Here is a 14,978-nt window from a genome sequence, read left to right as displayed (position 1 = left end):
CTCCTTGAACTGAATTCAGTACAGTTCTATGGGCCGACTGCTGCCCTGTCAATAGCGGGCATTGTGCGAAATATCGCCTGTCAGAGCCCGTTCAGGCCGAGCAGACCGCCCAGTCGCGCCCGGTGGTCACCGGCCGTGCCGAACAACACTTCCGCCGCTCGGGCGCGGCGTAGATATAGGTGGGCGGGGTGCTCCCAGGTGAACCCGATCCCGCCGTGCAGTTGCACGTATTCGGCCGTCGCCCGGCTGTACACGCCGGAGCAGACCACCTTCGCCGTACTGGCCGCCACCGGCAGATCCGGCGACGAGGCGGTGACGCACGCCACCGCGTAGACCGCGGCCGACCGTGCCGCCTCGATCTCGACCAGCAGGTCGGCCAGCCGATGCTTGATCGCCTGGAACGAGCCGATCTGCCGGCCGAACTGACGGCGCTGCAGCACGTACGACACGCTCGCGTCGAGCGCGTGCGCGCTCCCGCCGACCTGCTCGGCGGCCAGCGCGGCCCGTCCGATGTCGAGCACCCGCCCGGTGGTCGCGGCGGTGTTCCCCGGCTGCCCGATCGGTATGAGCGGAGTGTCCGCGAAGGTGATCAGGGCCTGGGGCCGGGCACCGTCCAGAACCGTCCGGGCCGTCCGGGTGACGCCTTCCCCACCAGGCTCGCACGCGAAGAGACCGGCTCCATCAGCGGTCCGCGCCGCGACGATGATCAGGTCGGCCCCGCAGCCGTCGAGCACGAAGTCGGCCGTCCCGCTGCCGGTCCACCCGCCCTTCCCCGGCGCGGCTCGTATCCCGCCGCCGTCGTCGTCGAAGCCCGCGACCGTCGCGGTGAGGGTGCCCGCGGCGATGCCGGGAAGGTAGCGGGCGCAGGCTTCGCGATCTCCGCTGAGCAACAGGGCGTAGGTAGCGAGCACGGTGGTGGAGAGCAAGGGGGCGCTCAGCAGCGCCCGCCCCGCCTCCTCGAAGACCACCGCGAGCTCCGCGAACGAGAAGCCCGACCCGCCGTACTCCTCCGGTATCGCCAGGCCCTGGACGCCGAGCTCCGTGGCCATCCGCGCCCACAGTGCCGCGTCGTGTGCGCGGCCGGTCGCCAGGTGCTCGCGTACGCCTTCCGACGCGGCGGCCTCGGTGAAGAAGTCGCGCAGGACCTCCCGTAGCTGCTTGCGTTCATCGGTGTCGCCGAGCAGCGCCGGATCGACGTCGAGCATCAGGCCTCCAGTTCGTTCACATCGCTTAGCTTGAGCTCACTTAGCTTGAGCTCACTTAGCTTGAGCAAGGTCGCGGCCTCCCCACCGAAGTAGGCCAGCTCCGCGGTCTCGGCGAACGAGGGGTCCGACGCGTCTCCGCGCGCGGCCACCCGGCCCTCGTGCAGCACCACCACCTCATGACAGGAGGTGAGCGCCCTGCTGAGCAGTTGCTCCAGGAGCACGATCGTCATCCCCTCGCGGGCAAGCTGGTTGATCCGGGCGTAGACCTCGTCGACCAGGGCCGGCGCCAGCCCCAGCGCGGGCTCGTCGAGGATCAGCACGTCCGGCCGGGCCATGAGGGCCCGTGCGATGGCCAGGATCTGCTGCTCTCCTCCGCTCAGCCCGGCCGCGGCCACCGACAGGCGGCCGCGCAGCCGCTCCGGCAGCCACGTGGCGGTCTCGTCGAGGCGGGTGCGCAGGGCCGATCCATGGACGCCTGCGGCGTAACCGGCCACTTCGAGGTTCTCCCGCAACGACAAGGTCTTGAAGAGGGCACGACCTTCGGGGACCAGGCTGCCGCGAACCGGGCGCGCACCAGGCTCGCCGATCCGCACCTGCCCCGACGACGGGCGCAGCGAGCCGTGAATGATCTTGCCGAGGGTGCTCTTGCCCGCGCCGTTCGCCCCGACGATGCCGATGACCGCGCCCTTGCCGATGTCGAGGTGGACGTCGTGCAGGGCGGAGACACCACCGTAGTGGTGGCTGACGTCGCGCAGGGCGATGGCGACGCTCTCGTCGGCGCGGGCCGGCAACTCGGCGCGCGTGGCGGTCAGGCCGAGGTACGACGAGCGCACTTTCGGGTCCGCCAGAATGGCGCCCGGCTCGCCGGAACCGATCGGCTTGCCGAAGTCGAAGGCGACCACCCGGTCGGCGACGGCGAAGAGGTCGTCCAGAACGTGATCGATGATCACGACGGCGGCGCCCCGCGCCCGCAGGCGGACGATCTGCTGGGCGGCCAGTTGCCGCTCTGTGGCGTCCAGGCCGCCGAACGGTTCGTCCAGGATCAGCAGCTTCGGCTCCTCGGCGATCGCCCGGGCCAGGTCCAGGCGCTTCTGCAGCCCGAACGGCAGTTCGGCCGGGTAACGGTCGGCCACGTCGGCCAGTCCGGTGCGGGCGAGCAGCTCATCGGCCCGGGCGCGGTCCGCCGTGCCGACCCAGCGCTTGGTGCACAGCACGTTCTCCGCGACCGTGAGCTCCGAGAAGGTCTCCGCGTGCTGGAAGGTGCGGGCGATTCCCAGCCTGCGCCGTGCGGTGGCCCTCGTCCCCATCAGGTTCGCACCCGCGTAGTCGACCGCGCCGCTGATCCGCGCGCCGCCGATGAGCCCAGAGACGGCGTTGAGCAGCGTGGTCTTGCCGGCGCCGTTCGGGCCGATGATGGCGAGCACCTCGCCGGGCCGTACGTCGAGCGACGCGCTCTCAAGGGCGTTGAGACCGCCGAATCGCACGGACAGGCCATCGACGACCAGCAACGGCGCCACGTCGTCCGCGGCCGGCCGGTCCCTGGCCGGGGTGGCGGGAGCGCCGTCCCCGCTGTCGGCGGCCGTCGCGCTGACGTGGTGCTCGCCGTCGGGAAGGCCGGGGCCTCGCCTGCCCAGCGCCCTTCGTACCAGCGAGCCCAGGAACGGGACCACTCCACCGGGGAGGAAGATCAGCGCGGCGATCAGCAGCACGCCCTGCACCACCGGCTGCGGCACCGACACGGCGTCGGCCACCGTCGGAACCCATACCAGGTAGACCCCGCCCACCACAGCGCCGAACACCGAGCCGACGCCGCCGAGCACGCAGGCCGCGATGATGGTGACACCGAAGTTCAGCGAGAACGTATCAGGGCTGACGAAGCCGGTGATCAGGCCCAGCAGCACGCCGGCCAGGCCGGTGAACGCCGCGCTGACCGCGAACGACAGAGCGGTCTGCGCCTCCGGCACGATGCCCACGGAACGGGCGACCAGCGGGTGTGCCTTCGCGGCGACCAGTCGCATGCGCAGCGCGGTCGACCTGGCGAGGACCGCGACCGCGAACACCACGCCCGCCACGAGGACCGCGAGATGCTGGGCCTCGCTGCCGCCACTCGGGACCGCGCCGAACACACCGTCAAGCGGGGCCACCGCCACGCCCTGGTCGCCGCCGGTCACGCTGGTCCACCGGTTGATCACCTCAAGGGACACCAGGCTGAACGCCAACGTCAGCAGGGCGATGTAGAGCACCGAGAACCTGGCGCCGGCGTACCCGAGGAAGGCGCCCATCAGCGCGCACGACCCGATCGCCCCCACGATCACCCACTCCAGCGGCCACTGATGCGCACCGCCGTACGCCGCGAAGTAGGCGCCCACCGCGACGAACGCGGGATGACCCACGGACCACACCCCCGACCAGCCGGCCAGCAGGCCGACCGAGAGGACGACGATCGCGTAGACCGCGGCGAGCCCGACCGAATAGGCCTGATAGGCCGGTATCGCCCCGGACTGCATCAGCGCGACGAGGGCCAGCCCGGCGACCGGCCCGAGCGCGGCCCGCAAGAGATTCGAGCGGGTGAATACCATGTGCTGCTCCTCAGACCCGCTGGAAGGTGCGTGTGCCGAACAGGCCCTGCGGGCGGATCAGCAACACGAGGACGGTGAAGGAGAACACGAAGGTGTCGCGGAAGCTGGCCGAGACGTAGCTGGCCGCGAGGTTCTCCAGTACCCCGACGGTCAGACCTCCGATGACGGCTCCGTACATGCTCGTGAGCCCGCCGAGGAAGATCCCGGCGAACGCGCGGAACAGTGGCGCGGCCAGCACCGTGGGCACCAGCCCCGACCTGGGCGCGTAGAGGCAGGCGGCGAGGGCGGCCAGAGCGAGGCCGAGTGCCCAGGCGATCCGCGCGACGCGTTGCGCGCTGATGCCGATGAGCTGGGCGGTGTCGGCGGACTCGGCGACGGCCCGCATCGCCGACCCCAGTGTGGTGCGCCCGAACAGGAAGGCGACGGCCGCCATCGCCACCGCCGCGATGCCGATGGTCACCAGGCTCTGCGCCGGCAGCGCCGCGTCACCCCATCGAACGGTGCCGTCCACCAGGCTGGGAAAGGTCTTCGGCTGGGTGCCCCAGATCGAGTCCACCACGCTCTCGACGATGAGCGAGACACCCATCGTCACCACGAGCGCGGAGAACAACTGCCCCTGACCCAGCGGCCGGATCACCACCTCTCGGACGACCACCCCGGCCAGCGCGGTCACGGCGATCGCGGCGAGCACGCACAGGAGCATCGCGACGCCGCTGTCACGGAAGGTGATCGCCGCGTAGAGTCCCAGCGTGGCCAGGGCGGCGAGGGCGAAGTTCACCACGTCCGTCGCCCGGTAGATGATCACCAGGCCGAGGCCCATCAACCCGTAGATCGCGCCGCTGGCGACGCCGCTTACCAGGACGAGCAGGAATTGATCCATTCCGACCGTCACTCTCTCGCAGGGCGGCTCACGCGCTCCGCGCCCTGTAACCCAAAATGAACTCAGTTCGAGAACTTTAGACGACGAGCCGCCGTCCAGCAAGCCTCTCGGCAGGCTTCGATACTGAACCAACTTCAGTTTGCTACTGTGTCGCCATGCCGGTGCCGACCATGACAAAAGCCGAGGTCCGCCTCCCTGCGCATCGGACGACGCGGTGAGAGCGCTCCGGCTGCCGGGCTGGGGCCGGCCGCCCGTCCTCACCGACGTCGACCAGCCGGCCCCGCGAGACTTCGAGGTCCTCCTGCGCGTGGAAGCCGCCGGACTCTGCCACTCCGACCTGCACGTTCTCGACGCGGGTCCGGGTGACATGCCCTTCCCTGCGCCGTTCACCCTCGGCCACGAGGTCGCCGGCCGGGTGGCGGCGGTGGGCTCGGCCGTCACCGGGATCACCGTCGGCGATCGGTACGTGGTGTACGGCCCCTGGGGCTGCGGCGACTGCCGGCGCTGCGTGGCGGGCCGGGAGAACTACTGCGACCGCCGAGCGGAACTGCCGTGGGCCGGGATGGGGCTGGGCCGCGACGGCGGGATGGCCGACTACGTCCTCGTGCCGGCGGCCCGCCACCTCCAGCCGATCGGCGAATTGGATCCTGTGCAGGCCGCCCCGCTGTCCGACGCCGGCCTGACGCCCTACCACGCCATCCAGCAGTGCCGGGCGTCCTTGGACGACGAATCCACGGTCGCCGTCATCGGGGTCGGCGGCCTCGGGCACCTGGCCATTCAGCTCCTGCGCGCGTTGACGCCGAGCCGGGTGTTCGCCGTCGACGTGCGCGAGGAGGCCCTGGCCGTCGCCGACAGGTGCGGCGCCCACCTGAGCACCCGCCTTTCGCCGGATACCGGCCGCGTCCTGCGCGCGGCGAGCGGCGGCAGCGGCGTTGACGTCGTGCTCGACTTCGCGGGCAGCCAATCAACGGTCGATCTGGCCGCCGCCAGCCTGCGCGCCGGCGGTGACCTCGTCATCGTCGGCAATGGAGGCGGGCACCTGACCGTCCGCAAACCGGGCCCGCTGCCCCCGGGCGGCCGGATCTCACTGCCGTTCTGGGGCACTCTGCCCGAACTCGCGGAGGTGATCGCCCTCGGCCGCTCCGGGGCGCTGCACGTCGAGGTCGAGCGGTTTCCGCTGTCCGCCGCCCATGAGGCGCTGACCCGGCTGCGCGCCGGAGAGCTCAGGGGACGCGCAGTCCTGACGCCCGACTGACGCGTCAACCTACTGGGCCATCGCGGAGTACGCCACGCACGACGTCGAGCCGTACACCCGGGTCGAACTCCGGCAGCCACCAGGTCGCCCCGGCCTTCGCGTACGGCTCCGGATCGACGCCGAGCGGCAGACTGACGGAGATGTCGTACGAGTCCATCTCACCATGGCGCAGTTCGGTGAGGGTGGCGACGACCTCGGCGAGCTGGTCGGGGTGCTCGAGATTGACCGGGAAGAAGCCATCTAGCCGGGCGGCGCGGCGGATCGGCTTGGCGTTGCCCGGGAATCCGGCGGCCCACACCGGCACGCCGGGCCGCTGAACCGGTCGCGGCAGGAACGCGATGTCGTCGACAATGTAGTGCTCGCCGCGATGGCGCACCGGCTCGCCGGACCAGGCGGCGGCCAGGATGGCCAAGGACTCGTCGAGCATCTGTCCGCGCCGCCGATCGTCGAGTTGCTCGCCGGTCTTGGACAGCTCGCCGGCGAAACGGTCGCTGCCAAGGCCGACGCCGAGGGTCAGGCGGCCGTCGCTGAGCCGATCCAGCGTCGCGGTCTCCCGGGCGACCTTGGCCGGCCGTCGACGGGGAAGCGCCGACACCATCGGGCCGAGGCGCAGCCGCTCGGTCGCCGTCGCGATCGCCGCCAGCGCGATCCACGGATCGGCGACCTGCCGGACCGGCGCTCGCCAGCACAGCTGGTCCCATACGAAGCAGCCGTCCCAGCCGGCTTCCTCCGCGTCGGCGGCAAGGCGCGCGACCTCTCGCGGGTCGGCGAGGTCGTCGAAGAGCGGCAGCCAGAGCGCCGATCGCAGCCGGTTCATGAGCGGCCTTCCTCCGTGTGCCGTACCAGGGCTTCCGTGCGCCGCACCGGGGGTTCCGTGCGCCGTACCGGCGGTTCCGTGCGCCGTACCGGCGGTTCCGTGTGTCGGATCAGGGCCGACACGAGGTCATCCCATACCGGGCGCGGCAGGTCGTGTCCGGCCCCTTCCAGGACCAGCAGTTCGGCGCCGGGGATGGCGTCGCGGAGCGCCTTGCCGTGCGGCAGCGGCAGGAGTGGGTCGTGGTCGCCGTGGGCCACGAGTGTCGGCGCCGCGATGTCGCCGAAGCCGCCCTGGGCCGGCTCGTCGAACTCGATGGCGTAGTGATTGGCCAGAGTCGAGGCGTAGTTCCTGGCACGCGCCACGTCACGTTCGGCCAACGCGCGGATCGCGGCCTCGTCGAAGTACGGCGAGCCACCGGCGCAGGCCCTCGCGCCGGCGACCACATACTCGACGAGCGCGGCCGCGTCGAAGGAATCCGGCTCGGCCGGCATGGCCAGATCGCTCGACGGCGGCGGCAGGTCGTCGGCCCCGGTCGAGGTCGAGACGAACGTCAGCGACGCGACCCGATCGGGATGGTCCACACCGAGAATGAGTCCAATCCCGCCGGACATCGACTGACAGAGCACGTGGGCGCGTTCGATGCCCAGGGCGTCCTGAATGCCGAGCACGTCCAGGGCCAGGTCGGCGAGGGAATAGGTGGGCTGTCCCGGCGGGTAGCAGGTCGACCGGCCGGTGTCTCGATGGTCGTACCGGACCACGAACCGGCCACGAGCGGCGATGCGTTCGCACAGTTCGGCGTCCCACCACAGCATCGAGGCCCCCGCCCCGGCCACCAACATGATCGCCGAGGTCGCGCGGTCTCCGAAGGTCTCCACACACAGCTCGACGTCGTTGATCGACAGGAGCTGCTCGCCATGGGATTGATGAGCGTTCATGCCTGGAAGGCTAAGTAACGCGACTCCATCGTGAAAAGCGATGATTATCGATCAACATGATCGCCTATGGCGATGTTCATAGAATCCGGGCGGCCAGCTCTTTGGCGCCTTCGACGGCGATGGCGATGGCTCGGACTGCGAGCGGCGACTGGGTGCGTCCGGCCGGCCAGTACAGGTACCACGTGGTGGCGGGCGATGGTCGCAGTTGGTGGATGCTGAGCCGGTCGTCGGACCAGGCATCGGATCCGTGAAGGGCGAGCCACGGCAGCACCGCCGACCCGATGCCGGCCCGCACCATGGACACGATGGTTTCGTGGCCGGCGGTTCGGAACACGATCCGTGGCCGCGCGCCGGCGCCGGCCAGCTCCCGCTCCAGCCATGTTTGGTGATAGGTGGGAGGCCAGGCGACCATCGGAGCATCGTCGAGCAGCTCCACCCGCACTGGACCATCGGGGAACGCGTCGGCACCGGCCACCAGGAGATACGGCTCATCGAGCAGCTCGACGTGCTCGACGTCGCCTTCGATCCGGCCGTAGTGGAACAACAGGTCAAGATCTCCGATCTGTGGATCCTCCGGTTCCACCTCGGAAAGCCTGATGTCGCAGCCGGGGTGTTCGCTCAGCAGCCGGCGCACGACGGCCGGCAGGATCAGGTTGGTCGCGCCCTGAAAGGTGCCGATGTCGATCCGGCCGCTACCCGCCCTGTAGCGATCGACGGCGTCGGCCAGCGCCTCCGCTCGGGTGAGCAGATCGCGTCCGTGGGCCAGGACCACCTCGCCAAGGCGAGTGATTCGTACCGGCCTCGGACCTCCGGGCCGATCGAAGACGGCGCCACCGACGGCCTTCTCCAGCGCGGCGATCTGCTGGCTCACCGACGATTGGGTGTAGCCAAGCCGAACCGCCGCCCGCCCGAATGTTCCTTCTTCGGCTATGGCGGCCATGGTCCTCAGGTGGCGTAGCTCGACGTCAGCCATGACGTCGAGCATAGCGAACAGCGATCGAATTGAGAGGAAATAATCGCTTCCCCTAATGCTTCGACGTTTCTGGGCGCGCGGCCTGTTGTCACGGGTCGGGGTCGGTGACCAGCTCGAAGGTAAGACCGGATTTCTTCGCCATATTGAAGATGTTCGTCAGCGACGACCAGTACGACGTTTTACCGGTCCAGCAGCCCAGCCCCGAAGACCCGTGCAGGATCCCGTAGGCCTTGTTGTCGACCTCGCTGTAGAGCGGGCTGCCGCTGTCCCCGGACTGGGTGCAGATGTTCGACTGGAAGCCGCCATCCTTTTTCGTGATGTCACCGCACCTGGTGTTGTCCGACCGCGCGCCGGTCGAACACACCACCCAGCCGACACGGACGTCGTCATACGCCCACATTCCGAATATCGGGAATGCCTTGGTGCTGTAGTGGATCACCGTGTTATACGGCCATATCGCCCAGACTTTAACGTATTCAGTGAAGCCCCTGGTGACGAACGGCATGAGGGCTCCATCCGCCGGATATTCCGAGTTCCTGGTCAAGGGTTCGCGGCGGCCGACGAACACGTCAGTGTGCTTCGTGTAATAGCTCTCACCGATGAGACAATGTCCCGCCGTAAGCGTGTACTTCCACCCGTTCGACCCCTTCACATTGAAGCCGCTGGTGCAGAAGTCGCCCTTGAGCTTGTTGTAGTTCACGTCGTAGAGGTCCAGCCGCAAGCCGCCGCGCATCGGAGGGAAACACGCCTGGATCTCGCACGGCCCCCGCTGGGGCGTGATGGTCGGCGGATCGATCACGGTAACGTCCAGGTCGCCGGCTGTGGCGAGCCGGCCGGCCGAACCGCGTACCGCGGCCGCGGCCTGGTTGTGCAGTTCGACGCGGTTCTTCTGCTCGTTGATCACCGGCGCCTGCTCGGGCGTGAGCCCGAGACGGGCACCGACGTCGGCGGCCTTCGCCTTCAGCTCCTTGAGGGAGTGCCGCGCGGCCACGACGCGGACGTGGTTCCGGTCCGGGACCGCGCTCAGCGCGGGGACCAGCGCCTCGGCGGCGGTACTCGCGATGACCAGCACGCCACCGTTCTCCTGGTCGATCCAGGACCCCGCATAGGTGTCGGCATGGTCGCGGGCGAGCACGGTGTGCAGAGCCCCCGAGGTTCGCTGCAACTCCAGCCGGCGCATCGCCTCGTCGACGCTGATGCCGTATTTCCTCGTCAGGTAGTCGACAGAACCGGGAACGTCCGCCACCCGTAACTTCGCGGGCGCGGACAGCCGGATAGCGGGAGCGGCCAGCGCCGTATCAGGAACGGCGACCAGGCCGGCGACGACGACCAGGCTGAATGCGGTGGCCAGTCTCCAGCTCGCTCTTCTTCGCACGCGGGCCGTACCTTTCTCTGCTCTGGGCGGTCAGATCTTTCGCGTTGACTTTGACAGGCGGCTGTGGATTAGAAGTGGATGGATTCTTCACGGGTGCTGTATCGGCGTACGAAGAGGGGTATGAATGACGGCTGTCCGCTTCATGCGCCCCGTCACCGCGCCCAACGGCAGCGCTCGCCGGGCGCGAGGTAGTGGCTTCCGTACCGGCCGCATGCTTGTGCGTTCGCGAATCGGGGTCTGGCTGTCAGGAGTTGGCGCGATCTTGTTGCAGGAGCCACAGGTCGCGAAAGAGCCCGGGCCGGGATGTCAGGTCGGGGAATGTGCCTTCGGCGGTCACGCGCCCACTTTCGAGGATCACGATTCGATCGGCGACGATCGTGTTGGCCAGGTTGTGGGTGACCAGCACGATGGCTCGGTCTCGGGCGAGCCGGCGCAGCCCGGTGAAGATCCGGTGTTCGGCGCGTGGGTCCAGGTCGGAGGTGGGTTCGTCCATCACCAGCAGGCCGGCGTCGCGGTGGATGGCCCGGGCTCCGGCGATGCGCTGCCATTGTCCTGAGGACAGGGCCTGGCCGCCCCACCATTCGCGGGCAAGCAGGGTGTCCAGGCCGCTGCGCAGCACACTGATCACCGCGTCGGCGCCGCTGGCGGTGGCCGCGCGCCGGACGGCGTCGTCCGCCTCGCGTTGGGGCTGACCGAGGTGGATGTTCTCACGGGCGGTCAGGGGCCAGCGGGCGAACTCCTGCGGTACGACCGCGCACTGCTTCCACAGGGCGTGCGGGTCCAGATCGCGGGTGCTGACGCCGTCCCAGGTGACCACACCTTGGGTGGGCAGGTTGAGCCCGGACAGCAGTTTCATGAGCGTGGTCTTGCCGGAGCCGTTCTCGCCCACCACGGCGACGATCTCCCCTTGACGGACCTCGAAGTCCACCTCGTGCAGGGTGTCGTGGTCGGCTTCGGGGTAGCGGTAGGTGACCTGATGCAGGGCGACATGCAGGGGACGGGCCGGCACGATGGCCCCCCGGTCCAGGCGTTGCCCGGCCGCCTCCTCGATGAAGGATTCCCAGTCGTCCATGTACCGGCCGGTGCGCATGAGATCGGATCCGTATCCGACGATGCCGTGCAGTCCGCCGGCGGCCGACCGCAGGGCGAAGACCAGCGTGCCGGCCGCGGCCGCGCTGATGTGTCCGGTGCCGAGCAGCACCATCACGCCGGCCCACATCAGCGCTGAGGCCAGGCCACTGACGGTGGACCCCAGGAAGCTGATCCTTGCGCGCTGCCAGGCGGCCTGGTCGTTGGTGCGATCCACCCGCGCGCCGCTGACCCGGTACTTCTCCAGCAAGTAAGGCGCCAACGTGTCGGTACGGATCTGGTCGGCCTGGTCCTTGTGGGTCAGGTGCCAGCGCAGCATGTTCAGCATGCGCCGATCGTGGAAGGTTCGCAGCGTCGCCAGGTAGGTGACCCTCTCGCCGGCGACCGATGCCAGGGCCTGCGGTATGGCGGTCAGTGCGAGCAGGGGCAGCAGGAGCGGCGCCAGCGCGGTGATGACCACGGCCGCGGCGATCAGCGTGGCGAGGGAGGAGACCAGGTTCTGCGACTGGCCGATCATCTCCCGGCTGACCTCTACTCCTCGGTCGGCCTTGTCGTAGCGGTCGTTGAATCCGGGGTGATCGTAGGCGGCCATCTCCGCGTTGGTGGCGGCCTCCAGCATGCGGTACTCGGCCTCCCGCGAGATTCGTGGCCCCAGCCGGTTCGACAGACCCTGGATCGCGATGCCCAGGACCGCACGCAGTCCGGCCGCGGCGGCCAGGATGAACACCGACGGCAGGGCTGTGCGCAGGCGTGAGGGATCTTGGACGGAGTAGATCAACGCGCTGAGGGTCGCGGTCGTCGCGAACAGGCCAAGCGCCTCCAACAGGCCGGAGAGCACTTGGCAGGTCAGCAAGACGAGCGTCGAGCGAGGGTCCGCGGTCCAGGCCAGGGCGAAGGAGCGGCGCACCAGCTTCGGCAGGCGGCTGCTCAAGCTGCGTCCGGTCAGGTGCTGGGCCAACTCACTGGTGTCGCCACCGTTGTAGTTGAACCTCAGCTCCTCGGCGTGCTGTTGGGAAGTAGCGTCGGTGTCGTTGACGGCTGTCTCATCAGCCACGTCGGCGGCTCCTGTTCTTAAGATCCGAGGGGACTTCACCTGCGGGGAAAGACGCGGCGCGCCACCCTGGTGAGAACCTCTGGGGAACGTTGAGCAAGACCGTCGCGCCTCCCACCAAAAGCGGGTGCGCGGCTTGGCAGAGCGACTACACGCATGATTCCCGGGCAAATCCCAGCATCGGCCCTGCGGCCCCCATGGACGCGTCACCTTCCGGCGCGATGACGGTGTGCCGTCGCACGAGTTCTGGGAGTAACGCCTCAGACCTTCCTCATGGCCTCCCTGCCGGCAATGGCAAACCGGCTCAGGAGTTCGCCACCAGCCCTCGGCCGGCGGGTGCGCACCGCGTCCTGCCCAGATCCACCAGGTTCGAGCAGCCGCCAGCGGACGGACTTAACGACGTCGGTTCCGCTCGTAGTCGACTGGACACACCCCGCACAGCGAAGAGCCTCCGCCGCTGCTGGTCGGAGGCTCTTGCGCTGGTCAAGGAACGCGCCCTACGAAGTTCGAACCTGCGAGCACGTCGGCCGATCTGGTGACGGGATGTACGAGCGCTGAGGTAGATCCGAGAGTCGGGGACCGGTCTGGGCGAAAAGGGGCAGACGGTTCTGAGCGTCGCCGCCCAGGCCGTGCGCCATTTCCGAGATCCGCGCCGCCATGTCTCCGCGTGCGAGAGCTACGCCGAGAGGGCACTGTTGCTCGCGAGTGCGCGAAGGTCTCAGGAGTAGCGTCGGAAGCCGGTGATGGAGCCTGGGTAGTTGATGGAGTCGTAGCGGACGCCGGTGGCAGCGTTGAGAGCATTGATTATCTCGTCATTGCCGACGTAGACACCTACGTGACCAGGCATGGCACCGTTGTAGAACACCAGATCCCCCGGCTGCAGGCTTGCTCTGCTGACCGACCAGCCTTGCTGGTACTGGCCCTGGCTGGTGCGGTTCAGGACGATCCCCACGCTGCCGTAAGCCTTGAACGTGAGGCCGGAGCAGTCGTAGGCGTTGGGCCCGGTCGCCCCGTAGATGTAGGGCTTGCCGACCTGCTGGCGGGCGAAGGCGACCGCACCCGCGGCGGCCATCTTGTTGGCCCCTCCGCTCGTGTACGTGGTCCAGAAGGGGCCCGATGCGCCGTAGTCCACCGCGTTTCCGTCGTCCTGGATGATCAGCGTCCCACCGCCGGCGGCGTGACTCCGGCTGGCCCAGACCACGCTGCGATCCGGCCGGTAGATCACGAGGTTGCCGTCGCCCTGGTTGGCGAGGTAGGCGCCGTTGTTCGCGGCGGCGTTGGTGTAGGTCGCCCACAGGACGCCGCTCGGTCCGTAGAGCGCGAGGTTGCCGTCACCCTGCATGACGAGGCGGTAGGCGTGATTGGGGGACTCGATCCAGTCGGTCGAGCCTAAGTTCGTCACTCCGATGCGGTCGCCCTTCGACTGAGCGGCGGCCGGTGATGCGAAGAACATCAGCGAAATCACGCTGAAGGCGGCGAGCAGGGCGGATACCCTGCGGAGCCGGAAGGGGGTCCCCGTCGACAGCGTGCCGCCTCTGCTGGGGAGATCGCGTGCCGGGATGTTCATGATCGCTCCTTCGGTTCGTATCCGAATCGCTGACTGGACCTGCCGTGACAGGTGGTCTCAGCGGTAGTGAAGGGTGCCCGCGGCTGACCGAATAGTGCAGCCCCGCACTATTCGGTCAGCCGCGGCCGCGGCACGACAGCCGCTTCCACCACCGCCGGCCCATACCGAAGATCGCGACAAATGTACGGGGCGCCAAACGCCATGACCGAATAGGCGTCTTGCAAGGGTGCCCGTTACGTGATAACGACAAGAACATTTCATACAGCCCGCCGAATCCCATTCGGCTTCCGCGTAGACGTTTTCGTTATTCCGCGCCTCAGCGGCGTATAAGGACCGCTATTATCTGAGGTGGCGGGTGATCGATAATGAGTCACGATCAATGAGTTCCGCGTTCGCCGCAGGTCGGAGAAGCGGCCGATCCACCGCCGAAAGGCGGCCGCGCAACATGAAGGATGTTCAGCTAGACAGTTCGCCAACGCCGGCCGAGTCGGTACTCGTGGCGTTCGACAGCAAACAATGGCGCATATCGCGCGGACAGTTGCTGACGTTGGGCCGAAGCCGCGCATGCAGTGTGCGCTTCCCGGACGATGATCACCTGTCGCGGCGAGCGGGTTCACTGATCGTCCTCAACGACTGCGTCCTGATACGCAATGACTCGCGCCACAAACCGCTCGTCGTCCGGCCACCGGCCGGTGAGGACCGGCTCGTGGAGCCGGGCGCGGCGACCACGTCGCTGCCGTTTCCGATCTTCAGCATCGTCTTCGCCGGCCGTAGCGGCTCGACGATGACCGTGCGGGTGGACGCCCGGGCTCTGACGCCGGGTGCGGACCGGAGCGGGGACGAGGCGGCGACCCGCGCTCCCAAGACCGTCACATCGCCGATGACCCTGACCAGGGGGCAGCGACTCGTGCTCGCCGCACTGTGCGAGCCGTTGCTGGTCAAGGCCGGGCCACAGGCGGTTCCGGCGACGTACGCGCAGATGGGACGGCGGCTGGGCCGGCAGCCGCAGTACATCCGCAATGTCGTCAAGTCACTGCGGGAGAGCCTGTCCGGCCACGGCATCCCAGGGCTGACCACGGACGACGAGGGAATCCCGCACGACGACTTCCGGTGGGCGCTGGCGCGTTGGGCCGTGCGCACCGGTGTCGTCAGCGTGGAGGATCTGCACGCCATGCCGTCCGAACCGCAGCCGGGCGTCGAAAACGATGGACTCTGACCACCACCGTGACCGACCGGACGACGATCCGGTCAC

At 68.7% G+C, this 14,978-nt stretch carries 11 protein-coding genes; 2 read left to right on the top strand and 9 right to left on the bottom strand.

Going from position 1 to position 14,978, the window contains the following annotated elements; translation table 11 throughout:
- Nucleotides 1-80 precede the first annotated feature (80 nt).
- The 3 genes from AB0J16_RS47545 to AB0J16_RS47535 are packed head-to-tail and all read right to left on the bottom strand — an operon-like array spanning nt 81 to nt 4,664.
- A complete protein-coding gene (locus tag AB0J16_RS47545; protein WP_358552595.1) occupies nt 81-1,205 on the bottom strand; it encodes an acyl-CoA dehydrogenase family protein in 1,125 nt (374 codons plus the stop codon).
- The gene (locus AB0J16_RS47540) at nt 1,205-3,784 is read right to left on the bottom strand and encodes an ATP-binding cassette domain-containing protein (RefSeq protein WP_358552593.1); all 2,580 of its coding nucleotides are present in this window, start codon (nt 3,782-3,784) and stop codon (nt 1,205-1,207) included. The genes AB0J16_RS47545 and AB0J16_RS47540 overlap by 1 nt, the downstream gene beginning before the upstream one ends.
- Before the next feature lie 10 nt (nt 3,785-3,794).
- Nucleotides 3,795-4,664, bottom strand: coding sequence for a branched-chain amino acid ABC transporter permease (locus AB0J16_RS47535; RefSeq protein WP_358552591.1), 870 nt, complete (start codon nt 4,662-4,664; stop codon nt 3,795-3,797).
- Nucleotides 4,665-4,878: 214 nt separating this feature from the next.
- Here AB0J16_RS47535 and AB0J16_RS47530 point away from each other — a divergent pair, with 214 nt between their 5' ends.
- On the top strand, nt 4,879-5,919 hold the full coding sequence (locus AB0J16_RS47530; protein ID WP_358552589.1) for an NAD(P)-dependent alcohol dehydrogenase: 1,041 nt from the start codon (nt 4,879-4,881) through the stop codon (nt 5,917-5,919).
- A 4-nt stretch (nt 5,920-5,923) separates the two neighbouring features.
- Here AB0J16_RS47530 and AB0J16_RS47525 read toward each other — a convergent pair whose 3' ends face one another.
- The 6 genes from AB0J16_RS47525 to AB0J16_RS47500 all read right to left on the bottom strand — a co-directional run bounded on the left by AB0J16_RS47525 (nt 5,924) and on the right by AB0J16_RS47500 (nt 13,726).
- Nucleotides 5,924-6,736, bottom strand: coding sequence for an LLM class flavin-dependent oxidoreductase (locus tag AB0J16_RS47525; RefSeq protein WP_358552587.1), 813 nt, complete (start codon nt 6,734-6,736; stop codon nt 5,924-5,926).
- Nucleotides 6,733-7,671, bottom strand: coding sequence for an alpha/beta fold hydrolase (locus AB0J16_RS47520; RefSeq protein WP_358552585.1), 939 nt, complete (start codon nt 7,669-7,671; stop codon nt 6,733-6,735). The genes AB0J16_RS47525 and AB0J16_RS47520 overlap by 4 nt, the downstream gene beginning before the upstream one ends.
- Before the next feature lie 76 nt (nt 7,672-7,747).
- A complete protein-coding gene (locus AB0J16_RS47515) occupies nt 7,748-8,644 on the bottom strand; it encodes a LysR family transcriptional regulator (RefSeq protein WP_358552583.1) in 897 nt (298 codons plus the stop codon).
- An 88-nt stretch (nt 8,645-8,732) separates the two neighbouring features.
- Nucleotides 8,733-10,019: a S1 family peptidase gene (locus AB0J16_RS47510; RefSeq protein WP_358552581.1), complete on the bottom strand. Its 1,287-nt coding sequence runs from the start codon at nt 10,017-10,019 to the stop codon at nt 8,733-8,735.
- Between the two features lie 244 nt (nt 10,020-10,263).
- Nucleotides 10,264-12,162 (bottom strand): ABC transporter ATP-binding protein, encoded by a 1,899-nt coding sequence (locus AB0J16_RS47505; RefSeq protein WP_358552579.1) that lies wholly within the window; start codon nt 12,160-12,162, stop codon nt 10,264-10,266.
- A gap of 715 nt (nt 12,163-12,877) precedes the next feature.
- Nucleotides 12,878-13,726: an NlpC/P60 family protein gene (locus tag AB0J16_RS47500; RefSeq protein ID WP_358552577.1), complete on the bottom strand. Its 849-nt coding sequence runs from the start codon at nt 13,724-13,726 to the stop codon at nt 12,878-12,880.
- Between the two features lie 379 nt (nt 13,727-14,105).
- Between AB0J16_RS47500 and AB0J16_RS47495 the strand changes: the two genes are divergently transcribed.
- Nucleotides 14,106-14,942, top strand: a complete 837-nt coding sequence (locus tag AB0J16_RS47495; RefSeq protein WP_358552575.1) for a hypothetical protein — start codon at nt 14,106-14,108, stop codon at nt 14,940-14,942.
- Nucleotides 14,943-14,978: the final 36 nt, after the last annotated feature.

The sequence above is a fragment of the Nonomuraea sp. NPDC049750 genome (genome assembly GCF_040659625.1).
Taxonomy (GTDB): Bacteria; Actinomycetota; Actinomycetes; order Streptosporangiales; family Streptosporangiaceae; genus Nonomuraea.
Note: the sequence above shows the minus strand (reverse complement) of the source record. Positions and strands in the feature narration are given on the sequence as shown.

What these genes read in the sequence shown, in the direction of transcription:
- AB0J16_RS47545 (WP_358552595.1), bottom strand. Translation starts at nt 1,205, where the DNA reads ATGCTCGACGTCGATCCGGCGCTGCTCGGCGACACCGATGAACGCAAG.
- AB0J16_RS47540 (WP_358552593.1), bottom strand. Translation starts at nt 3,784, where the DNA reads ATGGTATTCACCCGCTCGAATCTCTTGCGGGCCGCGCTCGGGCCGGTC.
- AB0J16_RS47535 (WP_358552591.1), bottom strand. Translation starts at nt 4,664, where the DNA reads ATGGATCAATTCCTGCTCGTCCTGGTAAGCGGCGTCGCCAGCGGCGCG.
- AB0J16_RS47525 (WP_358552587.1), bottom strand. Translation starts at nt 6,736, where the DNA reads ATGAACCGGCTGCGATCGGCGCTCTGGCTGCCGCTCTTCGACGACCTC.
- AB0J16_RS47520 (WP_358552585.1), bottom strand. Translation starts at nt 7,671, where the DNA reads ATGAACGCTCATCAATCCCATGGCGAGCAGCTCCTGTCGATCAACGAC.
- AB0J16_RS47515 (WP_358552583.1), bottom strand. Translation starts at nt 8,644, where the DNA reads ATGGCTGACGTCGAGCTACGCCACCTGAGGACCATGGCCGCCATAGCC.
- AB0J16_RS47500 (WP_358552577.1), bottom strand. Translation starts at nt 13,726, where the DNA reads ATGAACATCCCGGCACGCGATCTCCCCAGCAGAGGCGGCACGCTGTCG.
- AB0J16_RS47495 (WP_358552575.1), top strand. Translation starts at nt 14,106, where the DNA reads ATGAGTTCCGCGTTCGCCGCAGGTCGGAGAAGCGGCCGATCCACCGCC.